At 48.7% G+C, this 16,711-nt stretch carries 14 protein-coding genes, 2 tRNA genes and 1 pseudogene; 6 read left to right on the top strand and 11 right to left on the bottom strand.

The annotated features are described in order from the left end of the window. The 4 genes and pseudogenes from C8R14_RS07935 to C8R14_RS14075 form a co-directional block, all read left to right on the top strand. Window positions 1-86: pseudogene (locus C8R14_RS07935) on the top strand (IS5/IS1182 family transposase); the annotation flags it as partial. Between the two features lie 784 nt (window positions 87-870). Further along, window positions 871-1,929, top strand: a complete 1,059-nt coding sequence (locus C8R14_RS07930; RefSeq protein WP_011633498.1) for a sulfite exporter TauE/SafE family protein — start codon at window positions 871-873, stop codon at window positions 1,927-1,929. A 17-nt stretch (window positions 1,930-1,946) separates the two neighbouring features. Next, window positions 1,947-2,117 carry a hypothetical protein gene (locus C8R14_RS14080; protein ID WP_502526225.1) on the top strand — a complete coding sequence of 57 codons (171 nt, stop codon included), beginning with the start codon at window positions 1,947-1,949 and terminating at the stop codon, window positions 2,115-2,117. Next, window positions 2,114-2,296, top strand: coding sequence for a hypothetical protein (locus tag C8R14_RS14075; protein WP_242500189.1), 183 nt, complete (start codon window positions 2,114-2,116; stop codon window positions 2,294-2,296). The genes C8R14_RS14080 and C8R14_RS14075 overlap by 4 nt, the downstream gene beginning before the upstream one ends. A gap of 73 nt (window positions 2,297-2,369) precedes the next feature. On the opposite strand, the gene C8R14_RS07920 is transcribed toward C8R14_RS14075, so the two are convergent. The 5 genes from C8R14_RS07920 to trhP form a co-directional block, all read right to left on the bottom strand. Then, window positions 2,370-3,068, bottom strand: a complete 699-nt coding sequence (locus C8R14_RS07920; protein ID WP_011633499.1) for a tetratricopeptide repeat protein — start codon at window positions 3,066-3,068, stop codon at window positions 2,370-2,372. Between the two features lie 105 nt (window positions 3,069-3,173). Further along, window positions 3,174-4,298, bottom strand: coding sequence for a deoxyguanosinetriphosphate triphosphohydrolase (locus C8R14_RS07915; RefSeq protein WP_011633500.1), 1,125 nt, complete (start codon window positions 4,296-4,298; stop codon window positions 3,174-3,176). Beyond that, complete coding sequence (aroB, locus tag C8R14_RS07910; RefSeq protein WP_011633501.1) at window positions 4,291-5,400, bottom strand: 3-dehydroquinate synthase; 1,110 nt, start codon at window positions 5,398-5,400, stop codon at window positions 4,291-4,293. The genes C8R14_RS07915 and aroB overlap by 8 nt, the downstream gene beginning before the upstream one ends. Window positions 5,401-5,448: 48 nt before the next feature. Then, window positions 5,449-6,096 (bottom strand): shikimate kinase, encoded by a 648-nt coding sequence (locus C8R14_RS07905; RefSeq protein WP_011633502.1) that lies wholly within the window; start codon window positions 6,094-6,096, stop codon window positions 5,449-5,451. A 73-nt stretch (window positions 6,097-6,169) separates the two neighbouring features. Continuing rightward, a complete protein-coding gene (gene trhP, locus C8R14_RS07900) occupies window positions 6,170-7,531 on the bottom strand; it encodes a prephenate-dependent tRNA uridine(34) hydroxylase TrhP (RefSeq protein WP_011633503.1) in 1,362 nt (453 codons plus the stop codon). Window positions 7,532-7,621: 90 nt separating this feature from the next. Here trhP and dnaE point away from each other — a divergent pair, with 90 nt between their 5' ends. Beyond that, window positions 7,622-11,122 (top strand): DNA polymerase III subunit alpha, encoded by a 3,501-nt coding sequence (dnaE, locus tag C8R14_RS07895; protein ID WP_011633504.1) that lies wholly within the window; start codon window positions 7,622-7,624, stop codon window positions 11,120-11,122. A gap of 13 nt (window positions 11,123-11,135) precedes the next feature. On the opposite strand, the gene C8R14_RS07890 is transcribed toward dnaE, so the two are convergent. After that, window positions 11,136-11,327, bottom strand: coding sequence for a twin transmembrane helix small protein (locus tag C8R14_RS07890; RefSeq protein ID WP_011633505.1), 192 nt, complete (start codon window positions 11,325-11,327; stop codon window positions 11,136-11,138). Window positions 11,328-11,477: 150 nt separating this feature from the next. Here C8R14_RS07890 and miaA point away from each other — a divergent pair, with 150 nt between their 5' ends. Further along, entirely contained in the window at window positions 11,478-12,431 is a 954-nt protein-coding gene (gene miaA, locus C8R14_RS07885) for a tRNA (adenosine(37)-N6)-dimethylallyltransferase MiaA (RefSeq protein WP_011633506.1), read from the top strand. Window positions 12,432-12,659: 228 nt separating this feature from the next. On the opposite strand, the gene C8R14_RS07880 is transcribed toward miaA, so the two are convergent. The 5 genes from C8R14_RS07880 to C8R14_RS07860 form a co-directional block, all read right to left on the bottom strand. Next, window positions 12,660-12,735, bottom strand: a tRNA-Glu gene (locus C8R14_RS07880). Between the two features lie 25 nt (window positions 12,736-12,760). After that, window positions 12,761-12,836: transfer RNA gene (locus C8R14_RS07875), tRNA-Ala, on the bottom strand. A gap of 127 nt (window positions 12,837-12,963) precedes the next feature. After that, window positions 12,964-14,229: a sigma-54-dependent transcriptional regulator gene (locus tag C8R14_RS07870; protein WP_011633507.1), complete on the bottom strand. Its 1,266-nt coding sequence runs from the start codon at window positions 14,227-14,229 to the stop codon at window positions 12,964-12,966. A gap of 101 nt (window positions 14,230-14,330) precedes the next feature. After that, window positions 14,331-14,537, bottom strand: coding sequence for a hypothetical protein (locus C8R14_RS07865; protein WP_041353415.1), 207 nt, complete (start codon window positions 14,535-14,537; stop codon window positions 14,331-14,333). Then, window positions 14,530-16,704, bottom strand: coding sequence for a sensor histidine kinase (locus C8R14_RS07860; RefSeq protein WP_011633508.1), 2,175 nt, complete (start codon window positions 16,702-16,704; stop codon window positions 14,530-14,532). The genes C8R14_RS07865 and C8R14_RS07860 overlap by 8 nt, the downstream gene beginning before the upstream one ends. Between the last annotated feature and the right edge of the window lie 7 nt (window positions 16,705-16,711).

The raw sequence follows: 16,711 nt of genomic DNA, 5'->3' as shown, positions 1-16,711 counted from the left end.
TGTGGAAGAACTGTGAGCGCTTACTCAACACCAGCTTGCAGTTTATTCACCTGGCCTTCCTGGCCCTTCTACTCAAAAGACTTTGAACAGGTTCTAACAAGATTATTGGCTGGCTTGCAGCTGGTAGTTGAAAAATACAAATAAGGATTGTTCGTGTTCAGGAGTTAACTCTTGACTACAGTAATTAGGTTGATCCCGGAGTGAGGATGATAAACATGCGCGCGTTATCAACTGCTTGAATGCGCATTCTTCAAAGCAGTTGGCCTATGTGTGCGTAATGTGTAAATCAAATATTCTTTATTATTTAATTTTTAATAAGAATAATTATAATTAATGTTAACGTTAGTATCAATATTTTTATGCTTTATGGGAACTATTTGAAATTGATACCTTGCCAGATGGGGAAAAATACGTGATTAAGGCGGGTAGAGAGTGGCAGATAAGAAGTGAATCCCAGATATTTCACTAGGAAAGGCAGATGATAGAGATCTGAATGTGAGTCGAGCGGAAAGCACCATACTACTTTTCCGCATTTGTAAACATCAGCAAACCTTGACTGCAAACCACGAACAAAGTGTGGCAAGCAGTGGAATAAAGCAATTCGGAATAATATTGATGGAATGTGCGAGACTACTTATACGCCTGTTGCGGTCAGGTACTTTCACAGCGGTTATTCCTTAATTGTTTCGCTCTAGAATATTGGCAACATCTATTCCAGACGAAAATTCAGGTATAAGAAGATAGTGGTTGAATCATTGAAATAGAGATAGTCTGATAAAAACGGATATTCTTTCTGGGTACAATGATTAAAACCGGGATGTTGCCAGGTTCGTTTTGATGCAGAAAAATCGATTTATTTAAGGCTGATTAATGTTACTGAAGATAGCTTTGCTTTTTCCTGGCATGATTTTGACTTTCTGGGTTAGTGCTATATGTGGAGGGGGGGCCAGCCTGATTCTGATCCCGCTGCTTAGCTTGTTTCTTCCTGCTTCGCTGGTCCCTTTTTCGCTGACGCTGGGTACATTTGCCAGTGCAGCATCACGTATCGTTGTTTTCAGAAAACACGTCAATACCCGGATATTTCTCTGGTTTATTCCATTTGCCATTCCAGCGGTGCTTCTGGGGGCGTGGTTGATCAAGTTTATTAATCCCCTATATCTTCAATTTGGGGTGGCTTTTTTTCTCTTGTTTAATATTCCACAGCTATTTCAGTCAGGGCAAGAACTGCAAAAAGGTGAAAAACCTTACCCCAATTATATACTGGCTCTGGTTGGCTTCCTTTGTGGCTTTGTTTCAGGAGTGATTGGGGCGGTAGGGTTACTTTTTAATCGCTTTTATTTGAGATATGGATTAAGCAAGGAAGAAATTATCGCAACCCGGGCTGCCAATGAGGTATACCTGCATGTGATAAAACTGGTTGTTTATACTTCACTTGATCTGTATTCGGAAGCAGCCTTGAGTTTGGGGCTGCTGATAGCGCTGGCAGCTATCGTATCTTCTTTTTCCATAAAGTTTATCTTGCCTCTAATCAGCAATTTTGTTTTTAGAAAAGTTGGATATGGAGTAATGGTGGCCTCGGGTTTTGTCATGTTGTTCAGTACATCGTCACATGTTATCGAGCAAGATAATCTGCACTTTCTTTCACAAAGTAGAGGGTATGAAAACGAGATTGCGATTTCATGGCGTAGCAGTCATTTTGTACTCGAATATGACGCCAAGGATGGTGAGTTTGGAATTGAATGGCCAGTTGGTTATGAGGATTTGCCTCAGGATCTGAAGCGATATTTTGATGAATTGAAGGATCAATATGACAAAATACTGCTTGAAAAAGTTTTCAAGTTCAAAGGAGTATCAAGCTATGAATTTTACTGCTATAAGAACGGTGCACTTACCAGGATGGATTTTAAATCTGTTCTGACAGCGAGCTGAAATACGGTTAGCAAGTGATGTGGCAATATGGCATCAAAATTTTTATTACGGTTGTTCTGGTTGTTGCTGTTTCCGAGATCAGTCGGCGCAGCTCGTTTTGGGGTGCAATTGTTGCGTCCTTGCCGATCACTTCTCTGCTTGCGTTTAATGGCTCTACACTGGCACTGGCGATATTGAAGTCGTGGTGAAGCTCTCATACAGCATTTTCTGGCTTGTCCTGGCATCATTACCGTTGTTCCTCGTGTTGCCCGCCCTGCTCAGACACGACATCATGTTCTGGCCTGCGCTTGCAATTGCGTGTGGTGTTACGGTCGTCGTATACCTCAGTTTGATCTGGGTACTGGGGCGTTTTAATGTGCGGCTGTAATATTTGCTATACGCCACTTCACTCAAGATACTGTCCGGCCAGGTAGATGCTGGCCGGATTTTATTTGACTCGATTATTTTTGTTCGCCACTGGGTTTTTGGGAAGCTTTCTGTGAAGCGCGGACCGCTTCCAGATTTTTGATGGCTTCTTCATTTCCTTGTTCGGCAGCTTTTTCAAACCATTCGACTGCTTTATTGGTGTTTTGCTCGACGCCTTCCCCCAACAGGTAAATAACGCCCAGATTATTTTGTGCGTCAATATTTCCTTGTTCGGCAGCTTTAGTGAATAGCTCTACGGCCTTGGTTTTGTCCTGAGGAACGCCTTCGCCAGTGAAATACAGCAACCCGAGGTTAAATTGTGCGTCAGCATGACCTTGCTCTGCTGCCCGGTAGAACCACCCTGCCGCAGCTTCTGGATCTTTACTCAAGGGGTTTCCCTGGGCGTCGTGTGAAACGGCTTCTCCTGAAAAATACATGGAACCCAGGCCATTTTGTGCTTCTGCATCACCAGCTTCTGCTTTCTTACGCAGATTCAGAAAGCGCTGCTCAGGAGTCAGTCCGTCATCCAGTGTTGGCATGATTTTTTTCTTCAGTTCATCTTGCTCTTTTTCTGACAAACCTTCTTTCAGGAATGATGGAAGTTCGCCGGCGGTGGTGGATTCACCCATTAATGTAACTTCTGCTTCATTGGTTGCTGTTTTTTCGGTGGAGCTCTTGTTCCCACAGCCGGCGGCCAACAAGAGTGCTGCCAAAAGAACTGCGATAGTTTTCATGCTGTTTTCCTTTTTTCTGATTTATTGGATAAAGATCAACCGGATAGCTCCGGTGTTGTTGCATTGGCTGGTTTCATGTATTTCGTTGATTGGTAATAAATTAGTTCAATCTTCAATGATGGCAAACATGCGCCGGTATTCCTTGATTGCATAGCGATCGGTCATGCCGGCAATATAGTCGGCGATTATCTGATGCCCATGGTCGCGAAATTTGTGCTGGTATTTGGGAGGCAATAATGCAGGTTCAGCCGCAAATGCTGAAAACAGTTTTTCAACGATATGGTGTGCTTTATTGCTCATGCGCATCACCTGATAATGCTTATAGAGATTTTTATGCAGAAAACGTTTCAGCTCCTGTTGCTGTTGCCTGATCGTATCGCTGAAACCGACCAGGGTCGGCATTTCTCGCACGTTGTCCGGGCTGTTCGGGTTGGCCGCTTCAATGTGGACTTTGCTTTGTGTCGTCAGGTCAGTTGCTAAAGTATTGATCATGCCACGTACAGTTTCATGAACCAGACGTCGTCCGGCAATATCCGGGTAGTGTTGCTTTACCTGATGCAAATGCCGAGCGAATATTTCGATTTCTTCCAGTTGTGCCTGTGTAATGAGGCCGGAACGCACCCCGTCATCTACGTCATGATTGTTGTAGGCGATTTCGTCTGCCAGGTTAGCCAGCTGTGCTTCCAGTGATGCACTACGGCCATGCAGGAAACGTTCACCCAATTCTCCCAGTGCTTGGGCCTTGGATTTCGTGGCTCTTTTCAGAATTCCTTCGCGGGTCTCAAAACATAAATTTAATCCATCAAATCGGGCATAACGTTCTTCCAGTACATCTACTACCCGGAGTGACTGCAGGTTGTGTTCGAATCCACCATGGGCTTTCATGCAGTTATCCAGGGCATCCTGCCCGGCATGGCCAAACGGAGTGTGGCCCAGATCATGTGCCAGTGAGATGGCTTCCACCAGCTCTTCGTTGAGTTGTAAGTTGCGTGCGATGGAGCGGCCGATCTGGGCAACTTCTAAACTGTGCGTCAGGCGTGTGCGGAACAGGTCGCCTTCATGATTGACGAATACTTGGGTCTTGTATTCCAGCCGCCGGAATGCGGTGGAATGAATGACACGATCCCGATCGCGCTGAAACTGGCTGCGCCCGATCGGCGGATCTTCATGGATGCGGCGACCGCGCGAGTTGGTATCGGATACGGCGTAGGGGGGCAGATTATTACGCATTGGCAACACAGGCTGACAATGTTTCAAGCAGCAGCAGAGTGGGAACAGTGTTGTCCAGTGAAGCCTTGCCGATCCGATCCAGCAGGATGAAACGGATTGCGCCGTCCTTCACTTTTTTATCGAGTTGCATTGATTCCAGGTAGCGTTCAGGTGTGATACGTGGGCCTTTTACTGGCAGCCCGGCATTTTCAAACAAGTGCTGGATACGATCGGTATCCTGTGAAGTGATGCGTTGCAGGCGCTTGGAGAGATCGGCCGCCATGAGGGTGCCGGCAGCAACGGCTTCACCATGCAGCCATGCGCCATAGCCCATAGTGTTTTCGATAGCATGGCCAAATGTATGCCCAAGATTGAGCAGTGCACGCACACCGCTTTCACGTTCATCCAGCGAAACAATTTCTGCCTTGATTTCGCAGCTGCGGCGTATGGCATAATTCATCGTTTCAGGATCACGCGCCAGCAGCTGCTGCATGTGACGCTCCAGCCAATCGAAGAAATCTGCATCATGGATCAATCCATATTTGATGACTTCTGCAATCCCGGCACGTAATTCTCTGTCCGGCAGGGTAGTGAGCGTGGCGGAGTCGGCTAAAACCAGGCGTGGCTGGTAAAAAGCGCCGATCATGTTTTTACCCAGGGGATGATTAATGCCGGTTTTTCCACCTACGGATGAATCCACCTGGGCGAGCAGCGTGGTGGGAATCTGGATAAAGGGTACGCCACGCAAATAGCTGGCAGCTGCAAAACCGGTCAGATCACCGACTACCCCGCCTCCGAGTGCGATCAGCGGTGTCTTGCGTTCACAGCGATGTTCCAGCAGCGCATCGAAAATCAGATTCAGGGTTTCCCAGTTTTTATATTGCTCACCGTCCGGCAGAATGACCGCAAAGGTTTCTACCTGGTGTTCAGCCAGCGCGCTGCGCAGTTTTTCCAGATAAAGCGGCGCGATGGTGGTGTTGGTAACAATTGCAGCTTTCTTGCCGGGCAGATGAGGGAGCAATAGGTCAATCCTGGTGAGCAGCTCCTGTCCGATATGAATGGTGTAACTGCGATTTTCCGGGAGAGTATCAAGTGCGACTTCAACTGATTCCATGGCATTCATCTGGCGCTCTTCAAAGGTTGGTTTGCCTGGTATAAAATTAATCTGCTGTTATTTCGGCTGTTTAACGGAGGGATGATTTTTCAGCTCAGCGCCGGTTGATTCCTGATTGAGCTGATGCAATCTCTGCAGCAGTTTCTGTACGAAGGTGCGGGCGCTTTGTTTGCCGCTGTCCATGATGATGTGTGCTGTTTCACGATACAGCGGGTCGCGTTGTGTAAACAGCCCGGCCAGCTTGGCATGTGCATTTCCTGTTTGCAGCAGTGGACGGTTTTTATCCTGATGCGTACGGCGACGTAACTCGGAGACAGGTGCGCATAGATAAATCACAGTGCCGTGTTGCCGCAATAAAGTGCGATTATCTGGATATAATATTGCACCACCTCCTGTCGCCAGGACGATATTCTGCTGCTGGACGACTTCCCGCAGCACTTCGCTTTCACGTTTGCGAAACCCGGCCTCTCCCTCTATTTCGAAGATCACGGGGATCCCCACTCCCGTACGTTGCTGGATTTCATGATCGACATCGATGAAAGTTTTGCCGACAAGATTGGCCAGCAATTTTCCAACCGTTGTTTTACCAGCGCCCATCATCCCGATCAGAATGATGTTGCCCGGTATCAACTCGGCATCAGAATTTTTTGTGGTTGGGGTTTTACTGCGTTGCATAATGCAATTGTACTGTAAATCCACAGCCATCCTGCGAGTTCCCCTAGGGTGGATCCTGATTTAATGGAATAAAAATACAGCAAAAATAGAATTAACCGCCAGTTTATAAAAACCTGGCAACAAATGCTTTCTCGACATTTCCGGTGAGTGGGATTTTAACGCGATAGCCGCTGCCGGGAGCAACGCTGACAGTGTTGCCGTCAAGATCCTGCATGTATTCGAGCTGGATGATACGATTACCGGAGGGATGAACGATTTCCAGGCGATCACCGATTTGAAAGCGATTTTTGACCAGAATTTCGGCCATACCGGAAGCAGCATCAACCTGTTCGATATCTCCGACATACTGGCTGCGGGAGGATTCGGAGTGGCCACGCAGGTAGTTCTGGGTTTCCTCGCTGTGATGACGCTGATAGAAGCCATCGGTATAGCCGCGATTGGCCAGCCCTTCCAGCTGACCCAGCAAGGCGGGATCAAAGGGGCGCTGGTGGGTGGCGTCGTCAATTGCCTGACGATAAACCTGTGCAGTGCGCGCAACGTAATAGGTTGATTTGGTACGCCCTTCAATTTTGAGCGAATCAATGCCAATCTCGGCTAGGCGTGCGACATGCTCAACTGCGCGCAAATCTTTTGAATTCATGATGTAGGTACCATGTTCGTCTTCCATGACGGGCATCAGTTGTCCCGGCCGTTTGCCTTCTTCAATCAGGTAAACCTGATCGGCGTTAGGGTGGCGTTGCGTGGGAACATTGTCAAAGGGAGAAGATTGCGATGACAACAGCGCTTCATTGAAGTCGAAGTCAATTTTTTGCAGTGGCTCGATGTCTCCACTGGCATTTTCTGTGGCAGGCTTTACCTTGTAGTCCCAGCGACAAGAGTTGGTGCAGGTACCCTGGTTGGGATCGCGATGATTGAAATAACCGGACAGCAGGCATCTACCAGAATAGGCAATGCATAAGGCGCCATGCACAAATACTTCCAGTTCCATATCCGGACAGAGTTCGCGAATTTCGGTAATTTCCTCCAGCGACAGTTCACGCGATAGGATCACGCGCGGCAGACCAAGCGATTGCCAGAATTTGACGGCGGCGTAATTGACGGTATTGGCTTGGACAGACAGATGAATCGGGACATCCGGCCATTTTTCCCGGACCAGCATGATCAGACCCGGGTCGGCCATGATCAGCGCATCGGGTTGCAACTCAATGACCGATTCCATATCGCGCAGATAGGTTTTGACCTTGGCGTTATGCGGCATCAGATTACTGGCCACAAAAAACTTTTTGCCAAGCTGACGCGCTTCGGTAATCCCGGCACGCAGTTGTGGCAGTGTGAATTCGTTATTGCGGGCACGCAGTGAATAGCGTGGCTGGCCGGCGTAGACTGCATCTGCGCCGAAGGCATAGGCAGCACGCATTTTTTCCAGGGAGCCGGCGGGCAGGAGTAATTCGGGGGCTTTCAGCATGATGTAAAATGAGGTGATGTGTCAGCAATAATTTCCGCCGCACTGATTATCCGGTTTTTCAAAATTTCACTTGGTTTTTATTGTATCACCATGCTGATTAACCCTGTTTTTGTTCATTTGCGGTTGCACAGTGAATATTCCGTTGTAGACGGTATTGTGCGGATTGAAGAAGCGGTTGCCAAAGCGCGCGATACTGGTATGCCGGCGCTGGCGCTGACTGATCTGTCTAACCTTTTCGGATTGGTCAAGTTTTATCAGCATGCCTGCAAGGCTGGAATCAAGCCGATTGCCGGATGTGATGTCTGGATCAGTAATGAGAATGATGCGGACCGGCCGTTTCGCTTGCTGCTGTTGTGCCAGTCATTTTCCGGTTATTTGCTGCTGAGCCGTCTGTTGTCGCGCGCCTATCGGGAGAACATGCAGCGTGGTCGTGCGGAACTGAAGAAAGACTGGTTTCGGGAGGGAGCCGGGACAGAAGGATTGATTGCCCTGTCCGGAGGGGAGCAGGGCGAAGTGGAGCGATTGTTGCTGGCGGATCCAGACGCCGCAACAACAGCTGCTCAGGAATGGGCAGCGTTATTCCCTGAAAGGTTTTATCTGGAAATTCAGCGCTGTGGCCGGCCTGATGAGGAAGTAACAAATCATGCCATGCTGGAGCTGGTTTCTGGTCTAAAACTACCTGTGGTAGCAACGCATCCGGTGCAGTTTATGCAGCCGGAAGATTTCAGAGCGCATGAGGCACGGGTGTGTATCGCACAGGGTTATGTGCTGGGAGATCGCCGACGCCCCCGGGAGTTTACCGAGCAGCAGTATTTCAAGACAGCGGCAGAAATGAGTGAGCTGTTTGGTGATGTGCCGGAAGCACTGGCCAATAGCGTGGAAATTGCCCGTCGCTGTTCACTGATGCTGGAATTGGGAGTCAACCGGCTGCCGGATTTTCCAACCCCGGCGGGAATTAGTGTTGAGCAGTATTTGCGTGATCGGGCGCAAGCAGGGCTGGTTGTACGGATGACACAGCTGTTTCCGGAAGCAGCGCAGCGTGATGAAAAATATCCGGCTTATCAGGCACGGCTGGATTTTGAAGTGGAAACTATCATTCAGATGGGGTTTGCCGGTTACTTCCTGATTGTGTCTGACTTTATCAGCTGGGCGAAGCAGCACGATGTACCGGTCGGACCGGGGCGTGGTTCCGGAGCGGGCTCGCTGGTGGCCTATTCGCTGGATATTACTGATCTGGATCCGCTGCGTTACGACTTGCTGTTTGAGCGTTTCCTCAATCCAGAGCGGGTTTCCATGCCGGATTTTGATATTGATTTCTGTCAGGATCGGCGTGAGCAGGTTATTGAATATGTGCGTGATCGTTACGGTGCAGAGAGCGTGGCGCAGATCGCAACGTTCGGCACAATGGCGGCCAAGGCAGTGGTGCGTGATGTCGGTCGCGTGCTCGATCTGCCTTACAATTTTGTCGATCAACTAGCCAAGCTGGTGCCATTCGAGTTGGGTATGACCCTGCACAAGGCGCGTGAAATTGAGCCATTACTTAATCAACGTGCAGAAGCGGAAGAAGATGTGCGCAATCTGCTGGAACTGGCCGAGCGTCTGGAGGGATTGACGCGCAACGTGGGAATGCATGCCGGGGGGGTATTGATTGCTCCAGGGAAAATAACCGATTTTTGCCCGGTTTACTGTGCTGATTCGGGGGATGCGGTCGTCAGCCAGTATGATAAGGATGATGTCGAGAAAATTGGGCTGGTAAAATTCGACTTCCTCGGGCTGCGGACATTAACCATTCTCGATCGGGCGGTTGCTGATATCCGACAGTACCAGTTGGCTTCATTGGGTGGGAAAGATGCTGGTGAGCAATCTGTGGAAGAAAATCGCTTTTCACTGGGCGATATTTCCCTTGAGGATGCAGCAACTTTTGCATTAATGGCAAAAGGCAACACCGTCGGAATTTTTCAGTTTGAATCACGCGGCATGAAAGATCTGCTGCAGAAGGCGAAACCGGACCGCTTTGAAGATCTGATTGCGCTGGTGGCGCTTTATCGGCCGGGACCGATGGATCTAATTCCCGATTTCATCGAGCGTAAACATGGCAAACGGGTGGAGTATCTGGATCCTCGCTTGCAGCCAATTCTCGGGCCGACTTACGGCATCATGATTTATCAGGAACAGGTGATGCAGATTGCCCAGGTGATTGGCGGTTACAGTCTGGGCGGAGCTGATTTACTGCGGCGCGCCATGGGTAAAAAGAAAGTGGAGGAAATGGCGCAGCAGCGCGCGGTTTTTGTTGAAGGCGCTATCAGAAATGGCATGATGGAAGCAGATGCCGTAACGTTGTTCAGTCTGATGGAAAAATTCGCCGGCTACGGCTTTAATAAATCCCACGCGGCAGCGTATGCGCTGATTGCTTACCAGACTGCCTATCTCAAGGCACATTATCCTGCAGAATTCATGGCAGCCTGTATGTCATCGGATATGGATGACACTGACAAGGTGAATGTGTTTTATGAGGATTGTAAGCTGAACGGTATTGCCATTCTGCCGCCGGATATTAATCAGTCTGCCTATTATTTTGTTCCGGTTGATCGCAAAACTATCCGCTATGGGTTGGGTGCTATCAAGGGAACGGGGGAGGCGGCTATTTCGGCAATCGTGCGGGCACGGGAGCAGGGAATAGCATTTACCGGCCTGTTCGATTTCTGTCAACGAGTTGATCGGCGTATTGTTAATCGCCGTACCATTGAGGCGCTGATCCGCGCAGGGGCATTTGATACGGTTGAAGCTAATCGTGCTGCACTTATGGCATCTGTCGGGATGGCACTCGAATACGCAGAACATTGCAGCCTGACTGCCAGCCAGGTCAGTCTGTTTGATGACAATGCTGATCTATTGCAGCAGCCGGTTATAACGGAGATCGCACAATGGCCGGAGAAAGAAAAGCTGCAGTATGAAAAAATGTCATTGGGGTTTTATCTGAGTGGTCATCCGTATGACAGTTATGCCAAAGAACTAAGCCGTTTTATCCCGGCGCGCCTTGGACGGATTGCTCCCGGGCGTGAGCCGCAGCTGATTGCCGGTGTGATCTACGCGATCCGGACACAAATGTCCCGGCGTGGGAAGATGGCGATTGTTACACTGGATGATGGTATGGCGAGAGTTGAACTCGTGGTTTACAGTGATTTGCTAAGTACGAATTCGCAGTTTTTGAAGGCGGATCAGCTGCTGGTGGTAAGCGCTGTGGTCAGCCATGGTAATGGAGAAAATGCTGAAAAACGTATTGTGGCAAAAGAGGTTTTTGATTACGCGACTGCTCGCTCAATGCATGCCAGAAAACTGAGAATCGTGATTGATAGCCCGGTGCTTCTCACTCCCGCGCAACTCAAGGAATTATTGACTGCATATCTTCCAGGAAGTAGTGTGCATAATGTGCTGCCTTCAGCAGTTTGTCCGGTGTCAATTGATTTTCGCAATGAGGGGGCCGGATGTGAAATTGACTTGAGCAGTCGCTGGCGTGTTCATTTGCATGAAAGGCTGATCGAGGCGCTTATGGATAGTCTTGGTCATGACAAGGTGGAGGTGATTTACTGATAACCGGTCTGCCTCAGGTTCCGTGAATGTACTCCACATAAACCCATAACATCATGATTGCAAACAATGTCAGAGATAGTATGACGCGTGCGGTGAGCGCCTTGACCATCCGCGTGCTGTTACCCTTGTCTTTGATCATGTAATACACTGCAGAGCCGAGGGTATACAGAATGGATAGTAAAAGCAGGATGGCGAGTATTTTCAAGGATTCTCCCGGTGGATAATGATGGTATTAGTAAACCATTTTAATATTCCTTGTTGTCATTTGAAAACTTCAGCTGACAACATTAAAAATCATGATTCGAATAACCGATCGGTTGTTCACACTTTTTATTGTAACTGATAACAGTTGGCCGTGAATCTTCCTGATACAGAATCTCCAGCAGCCATTTTTCTGATGGGGCCTACTGCCAGCGGTAAGTCTGGCTTGGCAATAGAAATCGCACGTCACTTCCCGGTAGAAGTTGTTAGTGTTGATTCAGCGCAGGTTTACCGGTATATGGATATCGGCAGCGCCAAGCCGGACAAATCGATTCAGATAGAAATCCCGCATCATTTGATTAATTTGATTAACCCTGATGAAAGTTATTCTGCTGCGCAATTCAGGGAGGATGCCTTGTCTGTCATGCATGGGATTACAGCACGCGGCAGAATACCGCTGTTAGTTGGCGGTACCATGCTTTATTTCAAGGTGTTGCAACAAGGATTGGCCACACTGCCTGCAGCTGATGAGGCTGTGCGCAAGGAGCTGGAACAATCAGCCCGCGAACAAGGATGGCCTGCTATGCATACTGTTCTGAGTCGGCTTGATCCTGTCATAGCAGAACGCATCAAACCGAATGACAGTCAGCGTATTCAGCGCGCACTGGAAGTCTGTTATCTGACTGGCAGACCTATGTCAGCAGTGCTGAAACAACAGCAGAGCCGTGATTTTCCATATCGTGTTTTTAATATCGCTCTACTTCCGGGTGATCGCAGCGTTTTACATGCTCGCATCAGTCAGCGGTTTGACAAAATGCTGGAAATAGGGTTGGTGGATGAAGTACGTATGATCCGTGATCAATTCCAGGTGACCGCTGATATGCCTGCAATGCGTTGCGTCGGATATCGTCAGGTATATATGTATCTGGAGAATGAAATCAGCTTGGCTGAAATGCGGGAGAGGGGTGTTTTTGCAACCAGACAGCTGGCCAAGCGCCAATTAACCTGGCTGAGAGCAATGAATGAACTGCATGGCTTTGACTGCCTGGCTAATCAGTTAGCCCAACAGATTATCGGCTTTATACAGAAGCAGCGTATCTTTGCCTGAGCAGTGTTTCAGCAGTGGTGGTTGTCTGTTTTGTGCCTGCAACTGGAATGATGTTTGCATCCCGCAGCTACAACGCTACACCCACGTCGGAATTGTATAGTCTGATTTATCAATCACACAACGATATCAAGGAAGAATACGCAGGGATTGCGCAATAGAACAAGATTGATCTTCCACCCGGCATGCTGGACAGATTATATGAATATTGATGACGCCAGGATTTGTTGATGGCGTCCCCAAGGGGATTCGAACCCCTGTACCCACCGTGAAAGGGTGGTGTCCTAGGCCTCTAGACGATGGGGACCAGTATTGCGGATAAAGTAAAAAGCTGGTGGAGATAAGCGGGATCGAACCGCTGACCTCTTGCATGCCATGCAAGCGCTCTCCCAGCTGAGCTATACCCCCGGTTAAGACAAGTCGGCAATTATACTGATCGCCCTATTTATTGTAAAGCTGCCTGTTGGAATTGCTAATTTTCATATGGTCCTGTATTCAGTTAGGATTGAAGATTGCTCCCCAGTTCCGTGTTCTTTTAATAATTTTGGCTGCGCGGCTTGATGCCCAATGTTTTAATTTTCCGGTAAAGATGAGTACGTTCCAAGCCTGCGCGCTCAGCAACACGGGTCATGTTGCCGTTTTCCTGTTCGATCAGTTTCTCAAAATAATTCTTTTCGAAAATATCCCGTGCTTCGCGCAGCGATATGTTGAGCGGAATATCTGAAACAACAGACACGGCTTCGCGTGAGGAGAATGCCAGGGCCTGTTGTACAGCATCGACAGAGATCTCATCATCCGCACAGGTTAGCGCCAGTGAATGCACGATACTTGTCAGTTGTGCAAGATTGCCTGGCCAGTCATAATTACGCAGTGCATTAAGTGTAGCTGTACTGAAATGCATGAGAGGTACTTCTCCTGATTCAATCCAGCTTGAAAGCAATTGGTTGGCTATTTCCGGCACATCTTCGCGGTGAGCACGCAAGGGAGGGATGGTGATACAGAGATTGCTCAGTATTTCAAACAGTTTTGGGTGATAGGCTCCCTGCGCCGTCAACTCTGCCAGAGAGCGTGTTGTTGCACAAACCAGTCGTACCCCATATTGCTCCAGCTTGCCGAGCAGCAGTAACAAGCCTTTCTGTTCCAGTTTGCTGAGATCTCCAACTTCTCCGAGGAAAAGTAATCCGCCTTTTGCCTGTTCCAATTGTGCCAAAGGGCTTTCTGCAAGGAATGAACAGGATTCCGGAGCAACCCAGGCCGTGTTAGGACGATGCAGGAATCGTGCGCAGTGTTCCACGCCAACCCCCGGCTCGCCGGTTAACAAGACGGGAATTTTAAGGTTTTCCACTTGCTCTAGTTTTTTTCGCAGCTCCGTGATTAGTCCGCTGTGTCCCAAATGTGACAGGGAAAGAGCCGGCGAAGATTTATGTTGTCTGCCGCCGCGCATGACCTGCCCGACCGTATTGAGTAATTTCTGCAGTGGAATTGGTTTTTCCAGATAACCAACTGCACCGACACGGGTTGCTTCTACTGCTGTATCAATTGTGCCGTGGCCAGACATCATGACGACCGGCATGGTCAGGAGGCCGTTATTCGCCCAATCTTTCAGCAGTGTGATGCCGTCTGTATCCGGCATCCAGATATCCAGCAATACCAGATCGGGGCGTGTCTGGTTGCGATAGTTTCTCGCCTGTTCTGCATTTTCCGCGAGTGCAACGCTGTAACCTTCATCCCCCAGTATCTCGGATAATAATTCGCGTATCCCCAGCTCATCATCCACAACGAGAATAGTGTTATTGGCCATGTGATCCTTATCCTTTCATGTGACTGGGGTACGAGAATTTGTTTCTGCGGGCGGTATCCATCCCTGTTTACGCTTGTTATGGTGCAGATTCAGATTCAGATTCAGATTTGATTCCAGCCTTCTGGTCGGGTGTTGTCCCGGAGCTCTGTTGTTAAGAGTTTTCGATTTTGTAAATGGCGATGGACTGCTTTGGGCAGAGCAGTTATCTCTATATTGTGCCTTGCATGTTTTGCCTGTGCAAAATTTTGTGAAAATGCCAACTGATTTACTTTGCAATCTGCAATTGGATCACTGAGCATCTCAGGCATGAGCTGCCTCAGATGAAACATGCGAACTGTTGTGGAGGAATGCAGGCAGAATGATTGAAACCTGTGCACCATGCGGCTGAATATTTTGTATTTTGACAGTGCCACCGTGCTCATCCACAATTTTTTTGACAATCGGCAACCCGAGCCCGGTACCTCTTGGTTTGGTGGTGACATAGGGCTCAAATACATGTGTTTTGACCTGCTCCGGGAATCCTTTGCCATTATCAGTCACACTCAGCTCGATTCCGTTATTAACGGATCTGGTCCGCACAGTAATAGCAGCTTCTTTTATATTGGCCAGTGCATCTTGCGCGTTCTGCAGCAAGTTGTGAATGACTTGACGCAACCTCGCCGGATCTCCTCTGACAGGGGCAAGCTCTCCTGCTAGTTCTATCGTGATTGGCGGCAGTGGTGATTCGTTTTCTGTGTTGTCAGTCGTCTGATAAAGCGCCAGAATCTCCCGTACCAGCCGGTTGATATCTACCTGGTATAACTCGGGTTCAGGTACTCGTGCGTATTCCCGGAATTCGTTCACCATTTTTTTCAGGGCTTCAACCTGATTCACGATTGTTTCTGTAGAACGCTTCAGAATTCTGGCATCTGGCTCGTCGAGTTTGCTGATCAGCTTATGCTGCAAACGCTCAGCGGATAACTGGATCGGCGTAAGTGGATTTTTAATCTCATGCGCCAGGCGTCGTGCTACTTCTCCCCATGCTACGGTACGCTGGACTTGTAACAGGCTGGTGATGTCGTCGAATACCACAACACCGCCACCGGATGCCTGGGGTAGGCGAGAGCCTCGCAGAAGCAGCACCTGCTCCTTATCTGCATTGAAGTGCAATACTTGTCTTTGCCATTCACCAACCTCTTCAGAATCAAAGCCGCTTCTTATTTCCCCGGCCAATAACCGCAATCCCGCTTCCTGTTTGGCGCATTCTTCTATGGTTAATCCCTCGAAATTGGTCAGCGGAATTTGCAGTATTTGCTCTGCACTCTGATTGACTGCACGTATTCTCAATACTTTATCAAAGACGATAACACCTGATGACAGATTGGCCAGAATATTTTCGAGATAGGCACGTGCATTTTCAATTTCCTGTTGATGCTGCTGTGCGATGGTGCGTGCGGCCTCCAGTTGTTCAGTCATGAGATTGAATGATTCAGTCAAGATACCGAATTCATCGGTACTGTGAATCTGGTGTCGCCGGCTGAAATCACCCTGAGCTACGGCGCGTGTTCCTTCTGCCAATGACCCCAGTGGCGCGCTTAATTTTTCGCTGATCAGAAATGCACCGGCCAGTGCGGAAAACAGAGCAAGCAACAAGGCCAGGGTCAATGTTACGCTGTACAGCCGAGTCAATCCCTGACGAGACAGCATTAATTCCTGATAATCACTAAAGCCAGCCTGAACGATTTCCGCGTTGTGTGCGATGGATTGCGGCACCCGTTGCAGTACCTGTAGTACTCGGATATCTTCGTTGGCGCTTAGTATGTTGACTGGAACAAGTACTCGCAGATACAGCGTGTTATTCGCGAGTGTTTCGACCGCACTGTAATCCCTCTGCATCCGGATGCGCCGCATCGCTTCTGTATTGGGGATTTCGGGAAACAATACGGTATCATCCAAACCGGTAAAGGCGATGACCTTTCCATCCTGGTTGAACAGGGTAGCTTCCTGTATTTGTGATTGAATTAGAAGCTGATTCAAAACGGTCAAAGGAAATGATGACGGTTCAGCCAGATCAATTGCGGCGGCCCGCGCCTTTTTCTGCAATTCCTCCAGCAGGTTATCCAGTATCGTTTGCCCCAGCGTTAGTCCACCTTCCAGTGCGCGATCCACTTTGACATCAAACCAGGATTCAATACTTTTTCCCAGAAACTGTACTGAAATACCATACACCAGCGCGCCGGGCAGAATGGCCATCAGGGAAAAAACCATCAGAAGCCGCAGTGCCAACTTTGAACCGAATACACCAGTCTTGAGTCTGCGCCGTAATCGTCCGAGTAGAAATCCAACGATTCCAATCAAGAGCAGCAGAAAAATTACGATGCTGACAATCAGCCAGCGGTAATGGCGTTCAAAAAATTCGGTATTGGCTCCGGCTGAGGCCAGCAGGAATAGCATAATGGTACTTAATCCTGCGACAACGAAAATAACGTATTTCATAAACGGG

This window comes from Nitrosomonas eutropha, from assembly GCF_003201195.1.
GTDB classification, from domain to species: domain Bacteria; phylum Pseudomonadota; class Gammaproteobacteria; order Burkholderiales; family Nitrosomonadaceae; genus Nitrosomonas; species Nitrosomonas eutropha.
The sequence above is the reverse complement of the archived record's forward strand: the minus strand, read 5'-3'. Positions and strand labels throughout refer to the sequence as shown.